The sequence below is a fragment of the Halovulum sp. GXIMD14793 genome (assembly GCF_054457435.1).
Window position 1 is genome coordinate 1 of sequence record NZ_JBTLNE010000008.1, and the last position, 26035, is coordinate 26035.

A 26035-nucleotide genomic window follows, 5' to 3' on the forward strand; every position below is an offset into this window, starting at 1 on the left:
CACGCTCCCGAATATCCAGTGATAGCGATTTGCCCATGTTCCACCTCCAAATATAGTGAATCACAAAATCCGCATCGTGGGAATCCCACCGATTCAGATTTCAAGGACGGCGCTCTAGCGCAATTTCAGCGTGGCAAGCCCGACAATCGCCAGAATGACCGAGATGATCCAGAACCGGATTACGATCTGCGGTTCGGTCCATCCCTTCTTTTCAAAGTGGTGATGGATCGGGGCCATCAGGAAAATGCGTTTCTTGGTGCGCTTGTAATAGGCAACCTGAATGATCACCGACAGGGCCTCGACAACGAACAGACCGCCGATAATGGCCAGCACGATCTCGTGCTTGGTGGCCACCGCAATTGCGCCCAGTGCGCCGCCCAGCGCCAACGATCCGGTGTCGCCCATGAACACAGCAGCTGGTGGAGCATTGTACCACAAAAAGCCCAAGCCCCCTCCGATCAGCGCCGCAACGAAGATGGTGATCTCACCGGTACCCTGCACGTAGTGGACGTCGAGATATTGGGTAAAGTCGGTACGGTCGACAACATAGGCGATAATGCCGAACGACCCGGCTGCGATCATCACCGGCATGATCGCCAACCCGTCAAGCCCATCGGTCATGTTGACTGCATTTGCGGCCCCAACGATGACAATCATGGCAAAGGGGATGAACAGCAAACCAAAGTTCGGCAGCGCATCCTTGAACACCGGGAACGCCAAGCGCCCAGCAAGGCTGGGGTCCTGCAACTGCATCGTCCAATAGGCCGCCACTGCGGCCAGGCCAAAGCCGATAGCCAGGCGAACCTTACCCGAAACCCCTTTGTGGTTGCCCTTGGACACCTTGGCATAATCATCGGCAAACCCGATCATGCCAAAGCCGAAGGTCACGAACATCACCATCCAGACATAACCATTATCCAGCCGTCCCCATAGCAGCGTGGAAAACAGCAATGCGGACAAGATCAGCAAACCGCCCATTGTTGGCGTGCCTGCCTTGGCCAAAATGTGGCTTTCCGGTCCGTCTTCGCGGATCGGCTGACCTTTTTTCTGTTTCTTTTTCAAAAGGTTGATTAATGGCCGCCCAAAGATAAAACCAAAAATCAGAGCAGTCAGAAAGGCGCCGCCTGCGCGGAAGGTGATATACCGAAACAGGTTAAAGACATCGCCGCCATCGGACAGCCCGCTTAGGAAATACAACATCTACTCAACCTCATTATTGTTGATTGGGCGGGCCTCGCCCAGTTTTTTGACGGCGTCGATCACGACGGAAAGTTTCGATCCCAGCGAGCCTTTGGCCATCACCACATCCCCGGCATCCACCAGCTTTGGCACGGCACGCGCCATATCCTCACTGGTTTCAAACCATTGGCCTTGTTTGTTCTGTGGCAGGGCGCTGTGCAGCGCGCGCATAAGGGGGCCGCAGCAATGCACCAGATCGACCTTTTGCATAGGCTCAAGATCCGCCAGCGCCACATGTAGGGCCTCGGACTGTTCGCCCAGTTCCAGCATATCCCCCAGAAACGCGATACGCCGCCCACGAGAGACGCGCCCGATACCGTCCTGTGGCCGGGTCTGGGCAAAAACCTCCAGCGTGGCGGCCATTGCCGCCGGATTGGCGTTATAGCTTTCGTCGATCAGTTCCACTGCCCCGTCGATACCCCCCGGGCCAAGCACCACGTGCCAGCGCTGTCCGCGCCCTTCGGGCGGGGTCCAGTCCGCCAACGCCAGAACAGCACGCGCCAAATCGCCGCCGACCGCATCCACGCAGGCCAGCACACCCATCGCGTTTGCAATCAGGTGTCGGCCCGGCACAGACAGCTTGAATATGAACGGCTGTCCATTGGCCGTCGCTGTCGCGGTGGTCATATCAAGCCCTACATTGATGTCTTGCGACCGATAATCGGCCATCTGGCCTGCCCCGAACAGGCGGAGGGTTGCGCCTGCCTGCGCCGCCGCGTCACGCAAAATAGGAAAGGTATCCAGATCACAGTTGATCACCGCCACCCCACCATCGCCAAGACCTTCGAAGATTGAGGCCTTTTCACGGGCAATATCATCGACGCTGTCGAACGCCGCTAGATGGACAGCGGCAACAGTTGTGATCATCGCGACATGCGGCTGTGTCAGCTTGGCAAGCGGGGCAATCTCGTCCGGTGCGTTCATGCCTATCTCGATCACGGCATACTCGGTATCCACAGGCATCCGCGCAAGTGTCAGCGGCACGCCCCAGTGGTTGTTGTAGCTTTTCTCGGCCGCATGGACGCGGCCCTGCCCGGCCAATGCCGTGCGCAACATATCCTTGGTTCCGGTCTTGCCAACCGAGCCGGTAACCGCAATCACACGGGCTTTGCAGCGGCGGCGCGCAGCGCGCGCCAGATCGCAAAGCCCCTCCAGCACATCATCCACCACCAGACATGGACCAGTGACACCTTCGGGAATATGGCTGACAAGGGCCGCAGCCGCGCCTTTTTCGAAGGCCTGCGCCACAAAATCGTGACCGTCACGAATATCCTTCAACGCCACAAACAGATCGCCTTGCTGTAAAGTACGGGTGTCGATGGACACGCCCGAGGCCTGCCAGTCGTCGGTATTATGCCCTCCCGTCGCAGCTCCGGCCTCTGCGGCTGTCCAGATCACGAGCCCAACCCTTCCAAAGCGGCCACCGCAACGCTTGCGGCCTCGGCGTCATCAAAAGGCAAAATGTCATCGCCGATGATCTGGCCGGTCTCATGCCCCTTGCCCGCGATCAGCAACGTGTCGCCAGGTTGCAAGGCGTCTGTTGCGGCAAGGATCGCTTCGGCCCGGTCACCGATTTCATTCGCACCGGGTGCCGCAGCCATGATTTCGGTACGTATCGTGGCGGGGTCTTCGGAACGGGGATTGTCATCGGTGACATAGACCACATCGGCATGAGCCTTTGCAGCCTGCCCCATCAGCGGGCGTTTGCCCTTGTCCCGGTCACCGCCTGCGCCGAACACCACCAGCAGACGGCCCATCACATGGGGGCGCAGCGATTGCAGTGCGGTGGCCAGTGCGTCGGGCGTGTGAGAATAGTCAACATAAATCGCAGCCCCATTGGCCCGCACCGCCGCGCGCTGCATCCGGCCGCGAACCGTGGTCAGGGTCCCAAGCGCGCGGAACACATCCTGCGGCTCAAACCCTGTGGCAATCGCCAACCCAGCGGCGACCAGTGCGTTTTGCGCCTGAAAGCCACCAATCAAATCCAACCGGGCCATATGCACCTGGTCGTTCCAGGAAAACCGTAAATCCTGCCCGGTGGTGTCGAACCGGCTATTCAGGATACGCAGCGCGCCATCGTCATGGCCCACACCGATGACCTCCTGACCGCGTTCCAGACAGATATCGCGGAGTTTCTGGCCATATTGGTCGTCGAGGTTCAGAACCGCGATCCCGTCTTTGCCAAGAACCCGGGTGAACAAACCCGCCTTGGCCTGAAAGTAGTCTTCGAAATCGGCGTGATAATCCAAATGATCGCGGCTGATATTGGTAAAGGCCGCCGCCCGTAGCCGCACGCCATCCAAACGACATTGCGCCAATCCGTGGGAGGAGGCTTCCATCGCCGCATGGCTGACCTTTTCCTTCGCCAAGTCGGCCAACAAGCGGTGCAGTTTGATCGGTTCGGGGGTCGTATGTGACAGCGGCGCGGAAAGGGCGCCCTCCACCCCCGTGGTGCCGAAATTCACCGCGCACGCGCCCAGTTCCTCCCATATCTGCCGGGTGAAACTGGCGACAGAGGTTTTGCCATTGGTGCCGGTAACCGCCGTCATCACCTCTGGCTGGGCCCCAAACCAGCGGGCTGCTGCCTGGGCCAATGCAAGACGCGGGTTGGCATGCACCAGGATTGGCAAACTGGTCGCGCCGTCCTTTTCTGCGAATGCCAGCCCCTCGGCATCGGTGATCACGGCTACAGCCCCCATGCGCTGCGCATAGGTTACAAACTCTCCACCGTGAATGGTTGTGCCAGGTACTGCAAAAAACAGATAGCCCGGCTTCACCTCGCGGCTGTCCACCGCCAGCCCGGTGACGGCCCCGATGCCGCCTGACCAGTCACCGGCGCGCTTTGCGCCGACCATCAATCCAAGTTCTTCCAGCGTGACCGTCACGTCGGCCCTCCGCTCAATCTCTGTCACTCTCCGGCCAGCGCGAAGCTGTCCGCGCTCTCTTTAGGCGTGGGACGCAGGTTCATCAACGGGCCAATGCGCCGGATGATCTCTGCCGCGACGGGAACCGCGGTCCAACCTGCGGTGCGGCGATCCTCGCCCAATGTGGTAATTTCGGGCTCATCAAGCGTCACGATCAGCACGTATTTGGGATCGCTGACCGGAAACATCGAGGCAAAGGTCGCAATGACCTTATCGTCATAGTAGCCGCCATTGCGCTTGGGCTTATCCGCCGTGCCGGTTTTGCCCGCCACCTCATACCCCGGTACCTCACCCATGGAGGCCGTTCCCCGCGTCACCACCTGCCGCAGCATGGAGCGCAACTCGCGCGCCACGCTTTCGGACATGACCCGGTCATCTTCCTTCGGCCTGGCATCGGACTTTACAAGGCTTGGCGTGACCTGCTTGCCGCCATTGGCAATCGTTGCATAAGCCGCAGCCAGATGCAGTGGTGTCGCTGCAAGACCATGGCCATACGATATTGTAATGGTTGAAATTTCGGACCACTTGGGCGGCAGCAACGGCTTGGTTTTGCGCGCGGCGGGCAATTCCACAGGCGATGGTTCCAGAAAACCCAGGCGCCCCAGGAATGCCTTCTGCCGCTCTGCCCCAACCTCAACCGCGATTTTGGCTGTCCCGATATTCGAGGATTTCACAATCACATCTGTCAGGCTCAGCTTTGGCCCGTAATCATGAAAGTCCCGGATCGTGAACCGGCCCCATTTCATCGGCCCCTTGGTCTCGATCATGGTCGATGGTGCCGCAAACCCGTATTCCATGCCCATCCCGGCGGTAAATATCTTGAAGGTCGAACCCATCTCATAAACGCCCTGTGCGGCGCGATTGAAAATCGGGCTGTCCGCCGGGTCGCCCGACACAGGCGGGCGCGGGCGTTGGTTCGGATCGAAATCCGGCAAGGACACCATGGCAATGATCTGGCCGGTCTCAGCCTCCATCAACACGGCAGCCGCCCCTTTGGCCCCCATCAACTCCATGCCACCGGCCAGTACTTTTTCCACAGCCGCCTGCACCGACAGGTCAATCGACAGTTCCAGCGGTGCGCCCGCATTGGCCGGGTCGCGCAGAAACTGGTCATAGGTCAGTTCGACACCCGCCGTGCCGATCACCTCGGCCGCATGCACACCTTCCTGACCAAAGCGGTAGCCGCCCAGGATATGGGCCGCGATCCGGCCATTGGGGTAAAGCCGCAATTCACGCGGCCCAAATTGCAGGCCCGGTTCACCAAGATCATGCACCGCCTGCTGCTGTTCCGGCGAAAGCGAGCGGCGCAGCCAGATGAATTTGCGGCTGCCCGAGAACCGGCGCAGCAGGGTCGCTTCGTCCATTTCCGGGAAAATCTGCGCCAGCCCTTTGGCCGCCGCTGGTTTGTCCACCATGATATGCGGCTGCGCATAAAGCGACGCGGTCAGCAGGTTGGTTGCCAGAATGCGCCCTTCGCGATCCACGATATCAGCACGCTGCTGGGCAATTGCCAAATGACTGGCAGACCGCGTTGGCTCTACCGGTTCACTTGCAGCCAGCGCGCCCATGCGCACCGCCACCGTCCCGAAGGCCAGCAGGAAAACGGCCGCCAGCAACAACAACCGATGCTCAGCCCGGGCGCGCTCCGCGCGTTGGCGGGCACGCATCCGTTCGGCGCGGGCCTCGGCCTCAATCTGGTCCGGGTTTTCGCCATTGGCCCGTGCGCTCAGAACCCGGGCCAGCGGACGCAGGGGCGTGCGGATCATTGGCTGCTGACCTCCACCACAAGCGCCTCAGAGATCAGGCGGTCGATTTCATCCTGCAGATTGTATTGCGGCTCGGTCCGGGGGAAGGCGACCAGATCAGGGTCGCCGAAATGCTCCGAGTTCATCGGCATCAGCCCCAGCGCAACGAAATGCGTCTCGGCCAGTTCGCGCAGACGATCGGGGCGGTTCAGATAAGCCCATTCGGCGCGCAGCACCGCGATAGCCTCGCGCTCTTTGGCAATATCAACCCGCAGGTTATCCACCCGTCGCACCGCCTGTTGCGTTTCATAATTCACGTTATAGGCCCAATACGCGAAGATCACGAGGATCAGCGAGGCCGAAAAATACAGTACCGTTCTCATCCCTTTTCCCCTGTCAGATCGAGCGGTGACATGCCCAGCTTTTTCAAATCGACCGGCCCTGCTGGCACATCCAGCCGCCGGGCAACACGCAACTTGGCGGACCGGGCCCGCGGATTGGCCAGAACCTCATCCTCGCCCGGCGCAATCGCCTTGCGCGATACCAAGGCAAAGCGCGGTGCCTCGCCGGTTTGTTCCGGCGCGTAGCGGTTGGCATTTGCAACCTTACCGGATCGTAACTGCAGAAAGCGTTTGACGATGCGATCCTCCAGCGAATGAAAGGTCACGACGGCCAGCAACCCGCCGGGGGCCAGCGCCCGCTCTGCCGCCATCAACCCCTGCGCCAGTTGGCCAAGTTCGTCATTCACCGCGATACGCAACGCCTGAAAGCTGCGGGTCGCGGGATGCGGCTGGCCCGGGCGCACGGCTGGCAAGGCATCTTCGATGATCTTGGCCAATTGACGTGTGTGGGTGATCGGGGTGTCCGCGCGGGCAGCAACAATGCGCCGTGCAATCCTGCGCGAGGCCCGCTCTTCCCCATATTGATACAGAATATCCGCCAGCATCGCCTCAGAGGCATCATTCACAATGGCTTCCGCACTCGGCCCATCAGCCCCCATCCGCATGTCCAGAGGGCCATCTTTCTGAAACGAAAACCCGCGCTCGGGCTGGTCGATCTGCATGGAGCTGACGCCGATATCCAGCACCACCCCGTCCAGCGGCATATCCGCCAGGGTATCAAGGTTGGAAAACGTGCCTCCGATCATCGCCAGCCGGTCACCATATTCGCCCGCCCATGTCTCTGCCACATCAAACACGGATGGATCACGATCTATCGCAATGACCCGGTCCGCGCCTGCCTCCAGCAAAGCACGCGTATACCCACCGGCCCCGAAGGTGCCATCCAGCCAGGTGCCGCGCACCGGCTCTATCGCCTTCATAATGGGGTCGAGCATCACCGGGATATGCGCGCTGATCCTTTCAAGCGCCGCCATCCCTCAGCCCTCCTGCCACGATCGGCCCAGAAGGGCAAACGGATCCCGCTCGCCGCTCAGACCGTCCTTAAGCCGGGCCATATCTTCGGCATAAGCATCCGGTTCCCAGATCTGGAACTTGTCGCCCATCCCGGCAAACATCGCCTCACCTTTCACGCCAATCATGTCGCGCAGTTTGGCTGGCAGTACGATCCGCCCGCTTTCATCCACCTGCGTCTGAATGGACTGCGAATTCAGCATCCTCTCCAACGCCTCGCGTTCAGGTGAAAATGGCGGCAGATCGTCAATCATGTCGTCAATCTTTTCGATCCCGGTGACAGAATACCCTTCCAGACACACGCCCGCTTTCCGGCCATACATCAGGATCAGGGTTGCCTGCCCGCCGGATACAAAATCGGGATCACCTTCTTCAAGCACACGACGAAAGGCAGCCGGGATCGATACACGCCCCTTGCTGTCCACTTTGTGGACCGACTCACTTCTGAAACGTCTTGCCACGCTCCGTCTGCTCCTGTCCTGGCCCGGTTAGCAAAAAGCGGATCGCGCTGCCTCTAGCGCGACCCGCCCCTAAGTGCCGTTAGGCCAGCCCGTTTGCGGGTTACTCTTGTACCAAGTCTGCTCTGCCCCGCTCGGGTCGTCTGCTTTTAACGGAAGAGTGTGTGCCTGTATGAACCTGCCGATTCTATTGGAGGGTGGGTCTTGATGCCCATTTCGATGTCACAACCTTCCGTGGAGAAAGGTATCCCACGGGAATTCATGGAAATCAATGGGAATTTATGCACATCAATGGGAATTACTTGGGAATAGCGCAAAGCCGATGCAAAAGAAAGCACCTAATCGACACTGAATCTTCGAAATATTGCCGTCAGACAAAATTTGAACACAATATCTAGTGGAATAAGAGAAGTGGCATCAATATCCATAAAAACCCATAATTCTTCCCTCCTAGTCGAAAAACAGCGGGCGGCCAGACAGTTTTCAACCGGGTTATCCACAGAAGTCCCTGCGAATCACCCGGTTTCCGGCAGGTTTTCCAAAGTGGCACCACGACATCCCACACTGTCCAAACGACAAAACCGCCACGTCATTCCCCCACTGGGCGTCAGAGAGAGGCAGCGCGCGCAAGCGCAAGCATCTCTTCGCGCCGCAAGGCGCGGCATTTTTCCAGCACCTGCCAATTGACTTGCCCTCAAAGGCCGCTTAGATACCGGGCTTCGAATTTCTGCCGTTTCGGGCTCCGGGCTCGGAACAGAGGTCGGAACACCCGACCACGCCAAGGAGACACGTGATATGAAACGCACATTCCAGCCCTCAAACCGGGTGCGCAAGAACCGCCACGGCTTTCGGGCCCGCATGGCCACCAAAGCTGGCCGCAAGATCATCAACCGCCGCCGGGCGCAGGGCCGCAAGCGCCTGTCCGCCTGACCTGCGAGTCATCCTCTGACAAGATCGTGCCGCCGGCGCCTGCAAAGGCGTCGGCGGTTTTGCCCTGCCCGCCTGTTACGACGCTGACAAAGCGGTCCGATTTTCTGTATGCTGCACGGGCCCGTAAACAGGTCATGCCCGGCTTTATCCTTCAGGCACGTGACCGCCGCACACCGTCCTCAGGGATCCGAGTCGGCTATACCTGCTCCAAGAAAGTTGGCAATGCCGTCGCTCGCAACCGGGCCAAGCGCCGCCTGCGCGAGGTTGCCCGGGCCATCCTGCCCCATGCAGGCCGCGATGGGTGGGACTATGTTCTGATCGGGCGTCAGACTGTGACCGCCTCGCGCGCCTTCGATCAGTTGGTGCGCGATCTTGAAACGGCACTGGCCCGCATTCACAGGCCGCATTCATGAGCCCGCTGGCCTGGATGCTTTCCCAACCCATCAAGGCCTACCGCCTGATTGGCAGCCCATGGGTCGGGCGCGGGTGCAGATTTCACCCGACATGTTCCGCCTATGCGCTTGAGGCCTTGGAAAAACACGGCGGCATCAAGGGAAGTTTGCTGACCATCCGCAGGATTTCACGCTGCCACCCATGGGGCGGCTCGGGCATCGACAATGTCCCGGACTGAGGGCGACAAACCCCTGCTGGGCCTTTTGCTGATGCTGGGCTTTTGCGTGATGGCACCCCTGGCGGATGCGATCGCAAAGATACTGGGCGGCAGCTTGCCCCTGCTGCAACTGCTGCTGGTGCGCTTCGCTGTTCAAGCCGCGTTGTTAATGCCTTTGGTCTGGTGGGCCCGCATGCCGCTGATCGCCGATGCAGCGACCATGCGGCTGATCCTGTTGCGCACAGTGCTGCATGTTCTTGGCATAGGCGCTATGTTCGTGGCCCTGCGCTTCCTACCGCTGGCCGACGCCATTGCAATTGCCTTCGTGCTGCCCTTCATCCAGCTTCTTCTGGGTCATTTCATTCTAAACGAAGAGGTGGGCCTGCGCCGCCTGCTGGCCTGTGCCGTTGGCTTTACCGGAACCCTAATGGTCATCCAGCCCAGCTTTGTCGAAGTGGGCGCACCTGCCTTTTTGCCCCTGCTGGTCGCCGTCATCTTTTCCGTGTTCATCCTGATAACCCGCCTGATTGCCAAAAAGATCGACCCGATTGCCCTGCAGGCCGTCAGCGGACTGATTGCAACGCCCATCCTGCTGGCGGCCCTTCTGGTGGCCGAGGCTTTGCCTCAAGCATCAGGTTTTGTCTGGCCTGACGCCACCAATGGTGCTCTTCTGCTGGCCATTGGCGTGATCGGCACTCTTTCACATCTGTTGCTGAGCTGGTCGCTGAAGTTTGCACCGTCAACAACCCTTGCCCCGTTGCAATATCTCGAGATCCCTTTCGCAACGGTCATTGGATGGCTGATTTTCCGGGACCTGCCCAACGGTCTTGCCAGCCTTGGTATCGCTGTGACGATGGGCGCGGGGCTTTATATCATGCTCCGCGAACACGCCGTGACGCGGACCAAGCAGACGAAAACTTCAAAAACCTGATGTAACCGCCCGACTTACCGCAGATCATTCAGTTTCGCGCGACAAACCTCACCCTATCCTCGGAATCTACAGTTCAGCCTGTCCATCCAGACCGCAGGATCGCGCCAATGCCTCGCCAATCGGTCGAGGAAATTGCGCTACGATGGTTGGGTCGCTCAGGTCGACATATCTTTCTTTCTCGCGCCGCCAATAGGCAAATCCACCCATCAAACGCACCGCCACATAGATCGGCCAAGCCGAATAACTGCGCACCTTGGCGGCCCGCATCCCCACAAGGAACAGTTGATCGGCAAACCTGCGATCCTGTTTGCGCGGCACGCCGCCGTCCTCATCCTGCCAGGCGATATAGAGGTAGTCATGCACGATCGCGGCCTCCAGATATGGCCCAACCCGCCCCACCCAAGTGCGAAACAACGGCGGGACCGAGACCAGATCCGTCATCATACCGCGCGGCACAGTGATCTTGTGCGGCCCGGTTCCGTCCAGATGATAGGTTATCGTGTAGTCGGCCCCGACGATATAGTCCGCATCCCGGCCCTTGCGCGCTGACACCGCATCTTTCAGCCGAAGCAGCATCAGCCCGTCCTCATAGGAAAAATCGGACACACGACCGGGGTGTTCCGGATAGGGATCGGCCGGACCCTGTGTGGCTGGCGCTTTGGACATACGGTGCATCGGATTCCCCCCAAGACCTGACCGAACCACCATAGCACAACCAGAGCGCGTTTGCAGTGCCGATCTCCACACCCCGCTTGCATTGGCGGGCCGCTGGCGCTACCCGTCGCGCATGCTGGACGATAACGATATCCATCCCCTGTTTGCAGGCGCACCGCAAACCACCGGGTTCAAAAAGCTGCGCAAACGTCTGGTTCGCCAGGCCCGCGAGGCGATTGAATCCTATGGTATGATCGAACCGAATGCCAAATGGCTGGTTTGCATGTCCGGCGGCAAGGACAGTTATACCCTGCTGGCCATTCTCTATGAACTAAAGTGGCGCGGTCTGCTGCCTGTAGAGTTGCTGGCCTGCAACCTGGATCAGGGGCAACCTGGCTTTCCCGCAACCGTCCTGCCCAAGTTTCTGGAAGAACGCGGTGTGCCGCACCGGATTGAATATCGCGACACCTACTCCGTCGTTACAGACAAGGTGCCCGAGGGCCGGACCTATTGCGCGCTTTGTTCCCGTTTACGCCGCGGCCATCTGTATCGTGTTGCGCGCGAGGAAGGCTGCACCTCCATCATTCTTGGCCATCATCGCGATGATATTCTTGAAACGTTCTTCCTGAACCTGTTTCACGGCTCAAAAATGGCCACCATGCCCCCACGTCTGCTGAATGATGAAGGCGATCTGTTCGTCTGTCGTCCGCTGGCGCATGTCGCTGAGGTGGATTGCGAGAAATTCGCGCGTGCCATGGCCTATCCGATCATTCCCTGCGATCTTTGCGGCAGTCAGGACGGTCTGCAGCGCCAGCAGGTCAAGCGCATGCTGGATGAATGGGAGGCAAACCGCCCCGGTCGCCGCGATCTGATCTTCGGCGCCCTGACCAATATTAATCCCAGCCACATGCTTGACTCGCGCCTGTTCGACTTTGCGGGATTGACACGCGGCGACGATTAACGGGCGGAACTTTTACGGAACATTAGCGATCTGCGGCGTAGGGTGTGCCCCGGTGAAGGAGGGTCCCGCCCGGTGTCGAATATTCCGCTGACAAAAATCCGTTTATTTTTGTGGCTGCTGGTCTGCATGATCGCAGCGATGACAGTGCTGTTTGTCGGCGTTCTGTCGCTGATCTCCAAACAGGCCACGCTTAGCCAGCACTATGACGCGGCGGTGATCGAACGCCAGCAGATGGAACGCATTGCTACGCTGTCCATAGCGACTGCGGTCGAACGCGATCTTATGCAACGCGCAGAACTGATGCAGGAGCTTAAGGGGTTGCTGGAAACCTATCGCCTGGAACACAAAGCGCCTAGTTTCGATTTCAGCCCCACCCCAAGTGAAGCCGACAGCTTGACCGGTTTGGCGATGGAGGTCTCGGGCAGCATGCGCACCGAAGCGGTCCTTGAGCATAGTTCGGAGCTACTCAACCACATTCTGCAAGACTTGATCCCCTCACTTGACACAATCATCGCGGATGAGAGGGTGCAGCGTGCAGAGCTGATGACGCTGATCTTCTGGTCGACAGCACTTCTTATGTCGCTGACGGTTGTCGCGATGACCATCATGATCCGCTACATTTTCCGCCCGGTAGCGCGGGCTGCCCTCAAGAACAGCGAGATGCTGACCCAGGCCCAGGATGATCTTGAGGCGCTGGAATTTTGCGATGATCTGACCAACCTGCCAAGCCGCCGGGGGCTGCAGCGATTTCTTGAGGGGAAGACCACCCTGCCGGCAGATGCAGCGCCGCAGGCTGCACTGGTCGTCAAATTGGAGCCGGTTGCCCGCAATCAGCGGGTGCTGAGCGACCGTTTCACACAGGAAATCGCGAGAGAGTTTGCTGACCGGCTGCAAAAACTACGATCTGACATCACGTTTCTGGCCCATTGCGGCCATGGCCATTTCTTTCTTTTATCAGACTATAGCGGCCCGGTAGAGCAGGAACCGCGCCTCGTGGGCCGGATGGAGCAGTTGCTGTTCGAACCGGTCGTCATTCATGGCAGCCGCGTAGCGGTGGACCTGATGGCCGGATACCGCGCCATTTTGCCGGGCGAAGATATGAGCAATATCTATGAAGAGGCTGACACCGCCCTTGGCATCGCGCTGTCAACACGGGCGGAGAACCGGGTGCGCTATACCGACGACATCCGCTCCAAAATGACCGCGTCTACCGAGTTGGGCGCGGAACTGACAATGGCTTTGGGGCAGGACCAACTAAAGGCGCATTACCAGCCGCAGATCAACCTTTTGACCGGGAAGGTGACCGGGTTCGAGGCATTGGTGCGTTGGCAACATCCGGTCCGTGGCACATTGCCGCCGGGGCTGTTTCTGCCGCTGATCGATGAAATGGGCCTGGATGATGCGCTTGGCGAAGTCATGCTCAATCAGGGCTTACAGGCCCTTAAGGACTGGGAGGCTGCAGGCTTTGATATCCAGCATTTGGGGGTAAATTTCTCTCAGGCGCAATTGCGCGATCCGCGCCTGGTGGAAACCCTGCGTTGGGAACTTGACCGGTTCGACATGGCTGCTGACCGTCTTTCGGTTGAGGTACTTGAAAATATCTATGTCGAGAACGATGAGGACCGGATCGCCATCAATATCAGGGCGCTATCGAGTTTGGGTCTGAAAATCGATCTGGACGACTTTGGCACCGGAACAGCCTCCATCACCGGACTGCGCCGGTTTTGCGCCAACCGGATAAAGATCGACCGCTCCTATATTTCAGGGTTGGACAGCAATCATGACAACCAGAAGCTGGTTGCGACCATGATCAATATGGCCCGGACCATGGGGATCGAGGCACTGGCCGAAGGCGTCGAAACCGAGGATGAGATGGCATTCCTACGGTCTTTGGGGTGTCAGACAGTGCAAGGTTATCTTATCGCCAAACCGATGCCCTTCGCCGAAACCCTCACTTGGCTGAAAGCGCATAATTCAATGCAGGGCGGCAAACTGGGCGCGGCGGGCTGAAATCAACGACTTGGAATGGCGGGCCAGCGCAGCTGAGGCAGAAGGCTTTTGATAGTAGCGTGTGAACGATCCCTATCAGAATCCAAGACGGTCAAGAGCGCTCTGAGTTCAGCGCGTTAATATACCCCAAGGTCGCTCCACCCAAGCATGGGAATTTGGCAATTCCATACCTGCCTGAAGGCTCGAAACCATAAACACGGCTGGCAGGTTCTTTTGAACAGACACAGCCAATAGGGCCTGCCCCTTGTCCGGAGAGCGTTCAATACACAGCTTGAACCAAACCCCTTCGCGCCGCCGGGGCCTTGACCTTTTGGTTTGGGAGCTGTTGAACCGGCGCAGGTAACAAGAAACGCCCGGAGCCCACGAGATGGACGAGCAGAAGAAGAATTTGATTTTGGCCATCGCGCTGAGCTTTGTGGTGGTTCTGATCTGGTCGATCATGTTTGCGCCACCGGCCCAGCAACCGGGCGAGGCCCCCGCAAGAACCGCCCAGATAGACTCGACAGGCGCTGTCCCCCCCACTGCTTCGACAAGTGGCGGAACCACACCTCAGGCGACACCCGCCCCTGCTGCTACAATCGCTGAAACCCGCGATGTCGCCTTAGCCAAGACCAAGCGTGTAACGATTGACACACCAAGCCTTGTTGGATCGATCAATCTGGCTGGCGGACGCATTGATGATCTGAAGCTGCGGCGTCACCGTGTCTCGGTCGACAAGGAATCCGAGATCATCACCCTGTTCTCCCCTGCAGGCGGCCCACAACCCTATTATGCCCTGCATGGCTGGGCCCCGTCCGCTGGGCTGAGCGCAGATCAGGTCCCAAGCTTCTCCACCGAATGGCAAGTTGAAAGTGGCGACACCCTTGGCGTTGATAAACCCGTCACGCTGGTCTGGGACAATGGGGCCGGTCTGATTTTCCGCAAAACCATCAGCGTTGACCCAGACTATCTGTTTACCATCAGCCAAAGCGTTGAGAACACCTCCGACGCTGATGTCAGTCTGTTTCCCTATGGGATCATTGCCCGAACGTCGCTTCCTGACCTGACAGGCTTTTTCGTTATCCATGAGGGTCTAATCGCTCAGATCGATGACACGCTTTACGAAGAAAGCTATGACAGCATTACCGACTTTGACGCCGTTCAGGGCGAAGCTGGGGATGCGGTTGAGAAATTCAAAGTTGAAACCACCGGCTGGATTGGCTTTACCGACCATTTCTGGATGGCAACGCTGATCCCGGACGCGAAACAACCCTTCACCGCGGTCGTGAAATACTTCAACAGCAATGGCGGCACCTACCAGACCGAGACCCGTCTGCCGACCATGACCATAGCCGCCGGTGCCACACAAACGGTGCAAACGCGTCTGTTCGCGGGCGCAAAGAACTACGACATCATCACCCGCTATCAGGATCAGACTGGTGTCCCGAACTTCGTCAATAGCATTGACTGGGGCTGGTTCTCGATCCTGACGCGACCCATCTTCTGGGCGCTGCACAAGCTGAACGGCATGATCGGCAATATGGGCTGGGCGATCCTGGCCCTGACCCTGATTATCAAGATCCTGCTCTTCCCGCTGGCCTACAAATCCTATGTCTCGATGGCGAAGATGAAGGAATTGCAGCCCGAGATGGAGAAAATCAAGGAGCGCGCAGGCGACGACCGCCAGAAGCTTCAGCAGGAGATGATGAAGCTCTATCGCGAAAAGAAGGTCAACCCGGCAGCAGGCTGTCTGCCTATCCTTGTGCAGATCCCGATCTTTTTCTCGCTTTATAAGGTGATTTTCGTAACGCTGGATTTGCGCCACGCGCCTTTCATCGGCTGGATCCGCGATCTGTCGGCACCTGACCCATCCTCAATCCTAAACCTGTTTGGCCTTCTGCCCTGGGACACGCCGGAACCCGGCAGCTTGCTGTTCATCCTGTCTATCGGTGTTCTGCCGATCCTGATGGGGATTACCATGTGGATGCAGCAAAAGCTGAACCCGGCCCCGACAGACAAGACGCAGGCCATGATCTTTGCCTGGATGCCCTGGATCTTCATGTTCATGCTGGGCAGCTTCGCCAGCGGGCTGGTTCTGTACTGGACTGCAAACAACATCATCACCTTTATCCAGCAGTATACCATCATGCGCAGTCAGGGCGTGAAACCGGACGTGTTCGGCAACATCATGTCGTCGTTCAAACGCAACAAGAGCACGGAATAGATGATGCGACTGGCCCATATCTATGCCCATCCGATCAAGGCGGTCGGGCTGGAAGAACGGGATGCGGCCAGTCTGGTGCCGGGCAAAACCCTGCCCGGCGATCGGCTATGGGCGATCGAACACGAAGCGTCGAAATACGATCCGGCAGAGGGCTGGGGCCGCTGCATGAACTTCATCCGCGGGGCCAGTTCACCGCAATTGATGGCCGTGCGGATCGAGGCGCTTGGCGACGGGGCCAGCTATCGCCTGACCCACCCTGACCGGCCGGATTTGCTGGTAAAGCCGGATGCGGACCCGGATGATCTGATTGATTGGGTCCGTCCGCTGTGCAACCCGGATCGGTCTCAACCTATCCGGCTGGTCCGTGCTACCAAGCAAGGCATGACAGACAGCAGCCACCCGACAGTTTCGGTGCTAAGCCTGTCCTCATTGGCTGCGCTGTCCGAAACCACCGGCACGTCTTTGGCGCGGGAGCGGTTTCGCGGCAACCTTTGGCTGGAAGGCGCAGACCCGTGGGAGGAATTCACCTGGATCAGACGCCGCCTGCAGATCGGCGAGACCATGCTTGAGATCACCAAACCCATCGAACGCTGCAAGGCGACAACGGTAAATCCGCTGACCGGCGTATCCGATGCTGACACCCTGGGCGCGCTTCAAAGCAGCCAGGGACATCAGAATTTTGGTGTGCAGGCCATGGTGATCGAGGGTGGCGACATTCGCATAGGTGACGGGGCCAGCTTGCTATGAGCGGGCCTGACCCCGACACGCTGCATCCGATGCCGAATTACGAAGGCACCACCTTTCTGCGGCCCTTGGCCAAGGATCGCAGCAATCTGCAGATCGGGGCCTACAGCTATTACGATGATCGCGACCTGACCAAGGACTTCTTTGATCGCAATGTCCGCTATCATTACGAGAGCTTTGGCGACAAATTGGTCATCGGCCCGTTCTGCGCCATTGCCTACGGAGTGCAGATCATCATGAACGGTGCCACCCATGCGATGGGCGGTTTTTCGACCTTCCCCTTCAACATCTTTGGCCATGGCTGGGAAGAGGGGTTTGACCCCGCGACCTGGATAGCAGAGCACAAGGGCGACACGGTGATCGGTGCCGATGTCTGGATCGGAACCGAGGCGATGATCATGCCCGGCGTTACCATTGGCCCCGGCGCGATTGTCGCTGCGCGCAGCGTGGTGACGCGTGACGTGCCGGCATATGCTATGGTCGGCGGCAATCCCGCGACGGTGAAAAAGATGCGCTATGATGAGGCGACGATTGCCCGTTTGCAGGACGTCGCCTGGTGGGATTGGGAGGCCGACAAGATCAGCCGGAACCTGAATGCAATTCGCGGTGCCGATATCACCGCGCTTGAGGCCGCGTCATGAGATTTGAGATCGCTGAAAAACCGGATGCCGATGCGCTGGAAGCCGGGCGCGTTCTGTTCGCGGGGCAGTCGGATTTCCTGAAAGGCGTGGTCGCGATGGACGGCATGCCGCCTGCTGATCGGCTGGAGGTATGTTTCGCTGGCCGCTCCAATGTCGGAAAATCCTCGCTGATCAATGCCCTAACCGGGCGCAAGGGGCTGGCGCGCGCCTCGAACACGCCGGGACGAACGCAAGAGATCAACTATTTCACGCTTGGTCACCTCTACCTTGTGGACCTGCCAGGCTATGGTTTTGCCAAAGCTCCCGTGCCGGTGGTGGAGAAATGGCAGCGCCTGCTGAAAGCCTATCTTGCGGGCCGCGTGACCCTGCGCCGTGTGTTCCTGCTGATCGACGGTCGCCACGGCGCGAAAGCGGTGGATGAAGAGATCATGGCCCTGCTGGACAGTGCAGCGGTCACGTTTCAGGTGGTGATGACCAAGACAGACAAGCCCAAGGGCAATGATCTGACAAAGGTGATCGACGCAACGATGAAGGTTCTGGAAAAGCACCCTGCGGCCTATCCGGAGTTGATCCTGACCTCCTCCGAGAAAAGTTCTGGCATCGACATTCTGCGGGCCGAGATCGCCGCGATGGAGCCCTGATCACCCCAGCAGCTTGCCCAGCCTTGGCAATTTCGCACGTTTCAACAGCGGGCGCAGGGGTTGCGGACGCCCAGAGATATCCTCGGTGCGCCTACGGACGGCTTCGACCACATCGGTTAGCTCTGGCCCCGCCAGACGCAAAAACAACTCATCAGGATGCCAGCGGTCGATATTGTGTTCGGCCAACACCCGCAGCGGAAAGTCGCGGATATTCAGGGTCACAATCCCCCCTGCCCGGCCAGTAATGGCGGCGGCTAGCACATGGCGGTCGTTTTCATCAGGCAGCCACAAAGTGTCTATATCGGTCGGCGTGACCTCGGCCGCCGGATAGGTGGCGCGCAGCATCGCGATCTCACCGCGCGCAACCGCCTCACCCTCTGGGCCAAGACGGGCGGCGGCGCGGGCCCATTCCTCAAGGATGCGCGGGGACCAGACCGGTGCCAGCAGGCCTGCATTTGCGCAACCTGTCAGGATTTCGCGCAGGATCGTGGGGTAAAGAACGCAGGCATCCAGACACAGGCGCATCAATCAAGCCTTAGGAATATCGCTTTCAGATAGGCGCTTTCTGCCAGATAGGGATGCGTCGGGTGATCCGGCCCCGCCGCCCCAGTCTGCAAGATTTGCGCAGACCGCCCGGCGCGGCCCACCCCGCGCAGCGATGCGGTGCGAAATTTGTCCAGGCCTGCTGCGTGGGAGCAGGAACACAGCACCAGAAAGCCGCCCGGTTGCACAAGGCTTGCAGCCAGCCGCGCCACCCGTTCATAGGCGCGCAAACCTGCCTCAAGCGCTGGTTTGGCCGGGGCAAAGGCGGGCGGATCGCAGATCACGGCATCGAACCGCGCGCCCTCTTCGACCAGGGCTGTCATCACATCAAACGCATCCCCCTGCCGGGTCTCAAACCGGTCTGAAAACCCAGCGCTTTCAGCGCCTTGCCGGGCCAGATCAAGCGCAGGGGCAGACCCATCAACCGATAGCGCTGTGGCCGCACCCGCCGCAAGAGCAGCCAGCGCGAAGCCTCCGACATGGGAAAAAACATCCAGCACATGGGCGTCTTTGCACAATGACGCCGCGAATGCGTGATTTGGCCGCTGATCATAAAACAGGCCGGTTTTTTGCCCGCCCAGAATATCGGCCTTATAGATCGCACCATTCATCAGCACATCGACCGGGCCGTTCACCTCGCCCTGTAACACGGCCGAGGCGTCATCCAACCCCTCTAACTGCCGCGCGCGGCCAGAGGCGTTCTTGATCACCGTTTTGGCATCGGTCAGGGTCACCAATGCCTCCACGATCAGATCCAGCTGTGCCTCAGCCCAGGCGGCATTGGGTTGCAGGACAATAGCATCCGCAAAGCGATCTATGATCAGGCCGGGCAGCCCGTCAGCTTCGGCATGGATCAGGCGATAGAATGGCGCATCATAAAGCCGGTCCCGTAGAGAAAGCGCGCGGGACAGTTTGGTGCGAATCCAGTCCGCGTTTATCCGGACCTCGGGATCGCGATCCATCATGCGAAAGGCGATCTTTGAGGCGGGGTTTAGGGTGCCGACGCCAAGGGGACGCCGCTCCGCATCCTGCAACTGAACGAAACTGCCCGGCGTGATTGCACGGCTGCGCCGGTCCAGCACCAGCTGATCGGCATAGGCCCACGGCGCGCCAAAGCGCAGGGGTTGCAGATTGACCTTGGGACGTAAGCGAAGAATGGGCAAAGTGTCTGTCATGGCCTCTGTTATCCTGCCGTGACGGCAAACAAAAGGGCCGTCAGAAGCTGACGGCCCTTGATACCTGACCCGCAGGGGGAAGGGGATTTGGGGTCAGGCGGTCCGGTGAAACCCATGAGCGACAAAGTCGAAGGCACCGGCAATTTTGCGGCCAACGAAGCGCATACAATCGCGCATCGCTTGTGCACGCAGGGCGCGGGCTTTCATTTCAATCTGTCTGTGATCTTCAAAGCTGAGGTAACGGGTGTTCATCTTTCTGGTTCCTTGAGCGTCGGCGCGTTGCCAGTTGAATCGACTGAGGGGTGTGTAATCGGAAAGAACCGCTCGCACATCGCATAGGTTGCCAAACCCGATATGCGATAAACGCATAGCTGCGGGTAGGGTGGGTTTAAACCCACCCTACTCTAGCGCGCGGGAACCTTGACCTGCGGTGTTTCGCTTCGCTCGATACGAAGATGGCGCAGATAGCGTCGCTCAAGAAGGCGAAAGATGAAGATGATGGTGAAGGTGATCGCCAGATAAAGTGCGGCCGCCGTCAGAAAGCCTTCATAAACAATATAGTATCGCGCATTCACAGTCTTGCCGACGCCGAGGATGTCCTGGATCGTAATAACACTGACAACAGCAGAGCCATGCAGCATGAAAACCACCTCATTGCCATATTGCGGCAATGCGCGCCTGAGCGCAGACGGGACGACAATCAGCCACCGCACCTGTCTGGGTGTCAGACCCAACGAGGTTGCGCCTTCGATTTCCCCTTTGTCGGTGGTCTCAACGGCACCCCTTATGATTTCGGTCGAATACGCCGCCGTATTAAGCGAAAACGCAATCAGCGCGCACCACCAGGCGTCGCGCAGGATCGGCCAGGCGAAGCTGTCGCGGACAAACTCGAACTGCGAGAGGCCGTAATAGATCAGATAAAGCTGCACCAGCAGCGGCGTGCCGCGAAACAGGTAGACATAGGCATTGATCAACGGAGAGGCGATTGGCACGCGGCGCGCCCTGGCCAGGCCAAACGGCAACGCAATGCAAAACCCGATCGCCAGCGACAGCCCGGTCAGCTGGAGTGTCATCAAGACACCCTCGGCGAAATCAAGCCAGTGTTTCAGGATCAGCTCAGTCTTCATTGGACCTCAGCGCGTAGCGCCGCTCCAGATGATTGAAGATCATGGTCGAGATCCAGGTGATCCCCAGATACATCAGTAAGACAAAGGAAAAGAAGATAAATGGCTGGCGTACAGATTTGCCCGCATCGCTGGCCAGCCCCACCAGATCATTCAGCCCGATAATCGACACGACGGCGGTGGATTTCACCAAAACCTGCCAGACATTGGCATAGCCCGGCAGGGCAAAGCGGATCAGCTGCGGCATCGTTACTTTCCAAAGCACCGGCCAGCCGCGTAGGCCGAGGGCTTGTGCTGCCTCTGTCTGTCCGCGCGGGACGGTCATATAGGCACCGCGAAATGTCTCGGTCAGATAGGCGCCGTAAATGAAGCCGATGGCAAACACGCCTGCCCAAAATTTCGACAGGTTAATATAGTCCAGCTCCAGCCAATCACCGAAGGTATTAATCAGCCTCTGGCCACCAAAATAGATCAACAGGATCAGCACCAGATCGGGCACCCCGCGAATGATCGAGGTATAGGCCAAAACCACGGTACGCCCCACCGGCCCGCCACCGATTTTCGCGCTTGCCGCCAACCCGCCCAGCGCCGTAGCCAGAACCAGGCCAAGCACACCAAGGGCGACGGTCACAGCCAGCCCTTTGAGCAAAAGCGGAATATATGGAATCAGATCGGACATATATGCGCCGCGCCCCGGTGAGGGGCGCGGGCCTTAATACACTGCAGGTCAGCCGCCGTAGATGTCGAAATCAAAGTACTTGGCGTTGATTTCCTGATACTTACCGCTGCCGCGAATCTGACCAATCGCATGCGAGAATGCGTTGCGCAGCTCTTCCTCGCCTTGGCGCACGCCGACACCGGCGCCGACACCATGGTATTTCGGGATCGAATAGGACGGCCCGAAGAAGGCAAAGCCTTTACCGGCATCCGTGTTCAGGAACCCGTCCAGAATGGCGATGCTGTCAGCCATGATCGCATCCACACGACCCGCCTGCAGATCGAGATACGCCTCGTCCTGCGTGCCATAGAGCTTCATCTCTGTGTCCGCAAACTCACCTTCCATGAACTGCTGGTGGATCGCGCCGCGCTGCACGCCGACAATCTTGCCCTCCAGGTCTTCCATCGTCATGCCTTCCTTGGCGGCAAAACGGGCAGGCGTGTTGTAGTACTTGTTAGAGAAGTCGATGACCTGTTTGCGATCTTCGGTGATCGACATAGAGGCGATGATGGCGTCGCATTTCCGCTCCAGCAGGGCGGGGATGATGCCGTCCCAGTCGGTCTTTACCATCTCGCAGCTTTTGCCCATCTCGTCACACAGGGCATTGGCGATATCGATATCGAACCCTTCAATGGCTCCGCTATCGGTGGTGTATGAGAACGGAGGATAGGCCCCCTCCACACAAATGGTCAGATCGGCGGCAGATGCCTGTGCAGCAACACCTGCCAGCGCGGCAACCAAAAATAGACGCTTCATCTCGGGACTCGCTTCCTGTTGGTTTTTTTAACTGGGGCCAGAGATTAGACGAAGGGGGGAAAGCGTCAAGGTGAACCCGCCGCCTGAGGGTCAGGAAAATGACCTGGCAGGCTGCCCGCGCGGGCGGCGGTCATCAGCCAGGTTTCAGCAAAATCTGCCACGGACCGGGACGCAACCAGTTCAAACGCGTCTTCGCCCGTCATCCAGAAAGCGGCGGCAATCTGGCCCAAACGGGTGCGGCGCACCATGCCTTGCGTAAAGGCGTCAGGGGACAGATCAACCGGTGCGCCCTTGGCCAGTACCTCGCGCACACCCGGACCAGTCAGGGCAAAGGTCACGCGAGCATCTGTGACGTCAGCAACAAGATGATGTGTGCCAGACAGCGCGGTTTGCAATTTATTCGCGGCAACAGACGCCTTACCGGGCTCAAGCAGCAACAAAAACTCATCCGGGGACATCCAGATCACAGCGCCAGCGTCGCCGGTGGTCACGCACCGTTCGTCTGGCAGGGCTGCCCCGGTCACATCTTTGACGGCTTTGCCAAAGGCCGCGCCGGTGAAATCCCCACGCAGTGTGATCATGTCGCGCGGATCGGCATATGTAATCGTCAGGCCAGGTTCCAGATCAGACATTCTGACGCTCCCCTTCCTTGTCATAAAACACCGGATCAACCACCTTGGCGCGCAGGCTGCCACTTTCCAGTGGGAAGTCCAGCACCTTTCCCATGCGCGCGGCCCCGCGTTCGATCAGCGCCATGGCGATGGAATGACCAAGGGTTGGCGACTGGTAGGAAGAGGTGACATGGCCAATCGCCCTGCCCCCCTCCACCGCATGACAGCCGATCGGCAGCATCTTCGCCGGGTCCTCGGTCATCAAGCCGACCAGTTGTTTGCGATCCGGGTCGATCAGGGCGGGGCGCTGTTGCGCGCGCTTGCCGATGAAGTCGTCCTTTTTCTTCGAGATCGCCCAGCCAAGCCCCAGATCCTGCGGTGTTACAGTGCCATCGGTTTCGTCGCCGATCATGATGAAGCCCTTTTCGGCCCGCAGGACATGCAGTGCCTCGGTCCCGTATGGCATGATGCCATGCTCTGCCCCTGCCTCAAGACAGGCTTGCCAGAAGGCCAACCCTTGGGAGGCCGGAATCGCCACCTCGTAGCTGAGTTCACCAGAGAACGAGATGCGATAGACCCGCGCAGGAATGCCGCCGAGCGTCCCTTCCGCCCAGCGCATATGCGGCAGCGCCTCAGCAGACACATCCATGCCGCCCAGCGCCTCAAGCACATGCCGCGCCTTGGGGCCAGCAATGGCGACTTGCGCGTATTGTTCGGTCAGGTTGGCGGTGTAAACGTTCATGTCCCACCACTCGGTCTGCAGCCATTCCTCCAGCCAGCCGTGAACCGTGTCGGCATTGCCGGTGGTGGTATGCAGCAGAAATGCGTCATCGGACAGGCGTGCGACCACGCCGTCATCGAACAGAAACCCGTTTTCGTTGCACATCAGACCATAACGGCAGCGGCCCGGTTGCAGGGTCGACATCATGTTGGTGTAGATGCGGTCCAGAAATGCGCCTGCATCAGGCCCCTGCACAAGGATCTTGCCAAGGGTCGAGGCATCCAGCAGGCCGACGTCTTTGCGCACGGCCAGAACCTCGCGCGTTATGGCATCGGCGGTGCGGTCACCGCCCTGCAGATAGGCAAACGGCCTGCGCCAGTCGCCAACCGGTTCCCATTTCGCACCGTTTTCCGCGTGCCAGTCATACATCGCCGTCTTGCGCAGAGGTTTGAACAAGTCGCCGCGCGCTTCCCCGGCGACAGAGCCCAGCGAGATCGGCGTATAAGGCGGGCGGAATGTCGTCGTTCCCACCTGCGGGATTGATGCGTCCAACGCACCGGAAAGGATCGCCAGCCCGTTGATGTTGCTCAACTTACCCTGATCGGTTGCCATGCCAAGCGTGGTATAGCGTTTGGCATGTTCGACGCTTTCAAAGCCTTCTTGCGCCGCCAGTTGCACATCCGACACCTTAACGTCGTTCTGAAAGTCCAGAAACGCCTTGGCCCGTAGCGCCTGCGAAGCGCCCTGGGGCATCATCCAGACCGGGGCCAGCGGTGCCTCTTCCACAGCGTCGGTTGACAGCGGGGCCGCAGGTGCAAGGTCATGACCCAGACGCTTCGCGCCCTCTTCCCCTGCCTTGCTGGCATCACCCAACACGGCATCTGCAATCATATGTCCGTTGGCCGCACCGGCAGCAATGACAAAGGGCTGACCATCCGCACTTGTCGGCGCGCGCTCTGGATCGGGGCGGAACATCGCAGCCGCCGCATCCCAGATCAGTTTGCCACCACAATGCGACCACAAATGCACCACCGGGGACCAGCCGCCAGACATGGCCACAGCGTCACAGTCGATCCGCTCCAGTTCGGCCCCTTCCCCGGCTTGCGCGCAGATGCCCAAAGCTTTGACCTTGGCGGCGCCATAAACCCGGGCAATGCCGCGCCCGGTTTCTACCCGGATACCCAGATCACGCGCCATCATGGGCAACGCGCCGTCCGCCTTGGGCCGTGCATCAACAATCGCAGCCACGACAAGCCCCGCCTCCACCAGCGCAATCGCTGTGCGGTAGGCATCGTCATTATTGGTGACCAAAACCGTCCGATCCCCCGGCGAGACACCATAAAGCGCAAGATAGTCCCGCATGGCCGAGGCCAGCATGACGCCCGGCACATCGTTCCCAGCAAACGAGAGGGGACGCTCAATCGCGCCAGTGGCCGTGATCACCTGTTTTGCGCGGATGCGCCACAGACGGTGACGCGGACGGCCATCGCCGGGTGTCGTGTCGGCAACGCGTTCATAACCCAGCACATAGCCATGGTCATAAACCCCTGCCCCCATCATACCTGTCTTCAGCGTCACATTCGGCATGGCCTTGAGGGCCGCAACCTGCGTTGCCACCCAATCCGATGCCGCTTGTCCGTCGATCTGCAGCGGGTCAGTGAGTGCGCGCCCGCCGAATTCGGGCGATTGTTCGCACACCAGCACCTTCACGCCCGAAGCCGCCGCGCGCATCGCGGCCTGCAGCCCGGCAATGCCGCCGCCAATGATCACGACATCGAAATAGACATAAAAATACTCATAGCGATCCGCATCCGGTTCGGTCGTCGCAGGCCCCAACCCGGCAGAGCGGCGGATCACCGGTTCAAACAGATGCTTCCAGGCCGCACGCGGCCACATGAAGGTTTTGTAATAGAACCCGGCGGGAAACAGACGCGGCAGGCGGGCGTTCACCGCGCCGACATCAAAACCAAGGCTGGGCCAATGGTTCTGCGACCGCGCGGTCAAACCATCAAATATCTGGGTTGTCGTGGCCCGCTGGTTCGGCTCCAGCCGTGCGCCCCCACCCAGCGCAACCAGCGCATTCGGCTCTTCCGGACCGGCACCAACAGGGCCGCGTTTGCGATGATACTTAAAAGACCGCCCCATCAGCATCTGGCCATTCGCCAAAAGCGCCGAGGCAAGCGTATCCCCCTTGTAGCCTTTCAACCGGGTGCCGTTGAAGGTGAACTCCACCGGCTGCGACCGGTCAATCAGGCACCCTCCGGTGGTAAGACGTGTGCTCATG

26 protein-coding genes are annotated in these 26035 nt (G+C 59.3%); 10 read left to right on the forward strand and 16 right to left on the reverse strand.

All coding sequences use genetic code 11. The features are described 5' to 3' along the window. Positions 1–114 precede the first annotated feature (114 nt). The 7 genes from mraY to mraZ are packed head-to-tail and all read right to left on the reverse strand — an operon-like array spanning position 115 to position 7781. On the reverse strand, positions 115–1200 hold the full coding sequence (gene mraY / locus ACW9UQ_RS02960; RefSeq protein WP_458929505.1) for a phospho-N-acetylmuramoyl-pentapeptide-transferase: 1086 nt from the start codon (positions 1198–1200) through the stop codon (positions 115–117). Further along, positions 1201–2637, reverse strand: a complete 1437-nt coding sequence (locus ACW9UQ_RS02965; RefSeq protein WP_458929506.1) for a UDP-N-acetylmuramoyl-tripeptide--D-alanyl-D-alanine ligase — start codon at positions 2635–2637, stop codon at positions 1201–1203. After that, positions 2634–4094: a UDP-N-acetylmuramoyl-L-alanyl-D-glutamate--2,6-diaminopimelate ligase gene (locus ACW9UQ_RS02970; protein WP_458929607.1), complete on the reverse strand. Its 1461-nt coding sequence runs from the start codon at positions 4092–4094 to the stop codon at positions 2634–2636. Before ACW9UQ_RS02970 ends, ACW9UQ_RS02965 begins: the two co-directional genes overlap by 4 nt. A gap of 53 nt (positions 4095–4147) precedes the next feature. After that, a complete protein-coding gene (locus ACW9UQ_RS02975; RefSeq protein WP_458929507.1) occupies positions 4148–5929 on the reverse strand; it encodes a peptidoglycan D,D-transpeptidase FtsI family protein in 1782 nt (593 codons plus the stop codon). Next, positions 5926–6291, reverse strand: coding sequence for a cell division protein FtsL (gene ftsL, locus ACW9UQ_RS02980; RefSeq protein ID WP_458929508.1), 366 nt, complete (start codon positions 6289–6291; stop codon positions 5926–5928). Before ftsL ends, ACW9UQ_RS02975 begins: the two co-directional genes overlap by 4 nt. Next, the gene (gene rsmH, locus ACW9UQ_RS02985; RefSeq protein ID WP_458929509.1) at positions 6288–7283 is read right to left on the reverse strand and encodes a 16S rRNA (cytosine(1402)-N(4))-methyltransferase RsmH; all 996 of its coding nucleotides are present in this window, start codon (positions 7281–7283) and stop codon (positions 6288–6290) included. Before rsmH ends, ftsL begins: the two co-directional genes overlap by 4 nt. 3 nt (positions 7284–7286) lie before the next feature. Beyond that, on the reverse strand, positions 7287–7781 hold the full coding sequence (gene mraZ / locus ACW9UQ_RS02990) for a division/cell wall cluster transcriptional repressor MraZ (RefSeq protein ID WP_458929510.1): 495 nt from the start codon (positions 7779–7781) through the stop codon (positions 7287–7289). Positions 7782–8573: 792 nt separating this feature from the next. Between mraZ and rpmH the strand changes: the two genes are divergently transcribed. The 4 genes from rpmH to ACW9UQ_RS03010 are packed head-to-tail and all read left to right on the forward strand — an operon-like array spanning position 8574 to position 10249. Next, entirely contained in the window at positions 8574–8708 is a 135-nt protein-coding gene (gene rpmH / locus ACW9UQ_RS02995; RefSeq protein ID WP_458929511.1) for a 50S ribosomal protein L34, read from the forward strand. A 26-nt stretch (positions 8709–8734) separates the two neighbouring features. Further along, positions 8735–9121 carry a ribonuclease P protein component gene (gene rnpA, locus ACW9UQ_RS03000; protein WP_458929512.1) on the forward strand — a complete coding sequence of 129 codons (387 nt, stop codon included), beginning with the start codon at positions 8735–8737 and terminating at the stop codon, positions 9119–9121. Beyond that, positions 9118–9339, forward strand: coding sequence for a membrane protein insertion efficiency factor YidD (gene yidD, locus ACW9UQ_RS03005; RefSeq protein WP_458929513.1), 222 nt, complete (start codon positions 9118–9120; stop codon positions 9337–9339). Before rnpA ends, yidD begins: the two co-directional genes overlap by 4 nt. Next, on the forward strand, positions 9326–10249 hold the full coding sequence (locus tag ACW9UQ_RS03010) for a DMT family transporter (RefSeq protein ID WP_458929514.1): 924 nt from the start codon (positions 9326–9328) through the stop codon (positions 10247–10249). Before yidD ends, ACW9UQ_RS03010 begins: the two co-directional genes overlap by 14 nt. Before the next feature lie 66 nt (positions 10250–10315). Here ACW9UQ_RS03010 and ACW9UQ_RS03015 read toward each other — a convergent pair whose 3' ends face one another. Continuing rightward, a complete protein-coding gene (locus tag ACW9UQ_RS03015; protein ID WP_458929515.1) occupies positions 10316–10924 on the reverse strand; it encodes a DUF1353 domain-containing protein in 609 nt (202 codons plus the stop codon). Positions 10925–11036: 112 nt separating this feature from the next. Here ACW9UQ_RS03015 and ttcA point away from each other — a divergent pair, with 112 nt between their 5' ends. The 6 genes from ttcA (at position 11037) to yihA (ending at position 18103) form a co-directional block, all read left to right on the forward strand. Continuing rightward, a complete protein-coding gene (gene ttcA / locus ACW9UQ_RS03020) occupies positions 11037–11864 on the forward strand; it encodes a tRNA 2-thiocytidine(32) synthetase TtcA (protein ID WP_458929516.1) in 828 nt (275 codons plus the stop codon). Between the two features lie 72 nt (positions 11865–11936). After that, positions 11937–13874 carry a putative bifunctional diguanylate cyclase/phosphodiesterase gene (locus ACW9UQ_RS03025; RefSeq protein ID WP_458929517.1) on the forward strand — a complete coding sequence of 646 codons (1938 nt, stop codon included), beginning with the start codon at positions 11937–11939 and terminating at the stop codon, positions 13872–13874. 367 nt (positions 13875–14241) lie between these two features. Further along, positions 14242–16077 carry a membrane protein insertase YidC gene (gene yidC, locus ACW9UQ_RS03030; protein WP_458929518.1) on the forward strand — a complete coding sequence of 612 codons (1836 nt, stop codon included), beginning with the start codon at positions 14242–14244 and terminating at the stop codon, positions 16075–16077. After that, complete coding sequence (locus ACW9UQ_RS03035; protein ID WP_458929519.1) at positions 16078–16824, forward strand: MOSC domain-containing protein; 747 nt, start codon at positions 16078–16080, stop codon at positions 16822–16824. Beyond that, positions 16821–17462 (forward strand): CatB-related O-acetyltransferase, encoded by a 642-nt coding sequence (locus ACW9UQ_RS03040; protein WP_458929520.1) that lies wholly within the window; start codon positions 16821–16823, stop codon positions 17460–17462. The genes ACW9UQ_RS03035 and ACW9UQ_RS03040 overlap by 4 nt, the downstream gene beginning before the upstream one ends. Further along, the gene (gene yihA, locus ACW9UQ_RS03045; protein WP_458929521.1) at positions 17459–18103 is read left to right on the forward strand and encodes a ribosome biogenesis GTP-binding protein YihA/YsxC; all 645 of its coding nucleotides are present in this window, start codon (positions 17459–17461) and stop codon (positions 18101–18103) included. Before ACW9UQ_RS03040 ends, yihA begins: the two co-directional genes overlap by 4 nt. Here yihA and ACW9UQ_RS03050 read toward each other — a convergent pair whose 3' ends face one another. From ACW9UQ_RS03050 to ACW9UQ_RS03085, 8 genes are all read right to left on the reverse strand, one after another. Continuing rightward, entirely contained in the window at positions 18104–18628 is a 525-nt protein-coding gene (locus ACW9UQ_RS03050; protein ID WP_458929522.1) for an RSP_2648 family PIN domain-containing protein, read from the reverse strand. Beyond that, positions 18628–19821 (reverse strand): RSP_2647 family RNA methyltransferase, encoded by a 1194-nt coding sequence (locus tag ACW9UQ_RS03055; protein ID WP_458929523.1) that lies wholly within the window; start codon positions 19819–19821, stop codon positions 18628–18630. The genes ACW9UQ_RS03050 and ACW9UQ_RS03055 overlap by 1 nt, the downstream gene beginning before the upstream one ends. A gap of 93 nt (positions 19822–19914) precedes the next feature. After that, positions 19915–20190 carry an RSP_7527 family protein gene (locus tag ACW9UQ_RS03060; RefSeq protein WP_458929524.1) on the reverse strand — a complete coding sequence of 92 codons (276 nt, stop codon included), beginning with the start codon at positions 20188–20190 and terminating at the stop codon, positions 19915–19917. A 35-nt stretch (positions 20191–20225) separates the two neighbouring features. Beyond that, the gene (locus tag ACW9UQ_RS03065) at positions 20226–20948 is read right to left on the reverse strand and encodes an ABC transporter permease (RefSeq protein WP_458929525.1); all 723 of its coding nucleotides are present in this window, start codon (positions 20946–20948) and stop codon (positions 20226–20228) included. Further along, positions 20938–21624 (reverse strand): ABC transporter permease, encoded by a 687-nt coding sequence (locus tag ACW9UQ_RS03070; RefSeq protein WP_458929526.1) that lies wholly within the window; start codon positions 21622–21624, stop codon positions 20938–20940. Before ACW9UQ_RS03070 ends, ACW9UQ_RS03065 begins: the two co-directional genes overlap by 11 nt. Before the next feature lie 48 nt (positions 21625–21672). Then, positions 21673–22419 carry a transporter substrate-binding domain-containing protein gene (locus ACW9UQ_RS03075; protein ID WP_458929527.1) on the reverse strand — a complete coding sequence of 249 codons (747 nt, stop codon included), beginning with the start codon at positions 22417–22419 and terminating at the stop codon, positions 21673–21675. A 65-nt stretch (positions 22420–22484) separates the two neighbouring features. Next, positions 22485–23051: a sarcosine oxidase subunit gamma gene (locus tag ACW9UQ_RS03080; protein ID WP_458929528.1), complete on the reverse strand. Its 567-nt coding sequence runs from the start codon at positions 23049–23051 to the stop codon at positions 22485–22487. Continuing rightward, complete coding sequence (locus ACW9UQ_RS03085) at positions 23044–26034, reverse strand: sarcosine oxidase subunit alpha family protein (protein WP_458929529.1); 2991 nt, start codon at positions 26032–26034, stop codon at positions 23044–23046. The genes ACW9UQ_RS03080 and ACW9UQ_RS03085 overlap by 8 nt, the downstream gene beginning before the upstream one ends. Between the last annotated feature and the right edge of the window lies 1 nt (position 26035).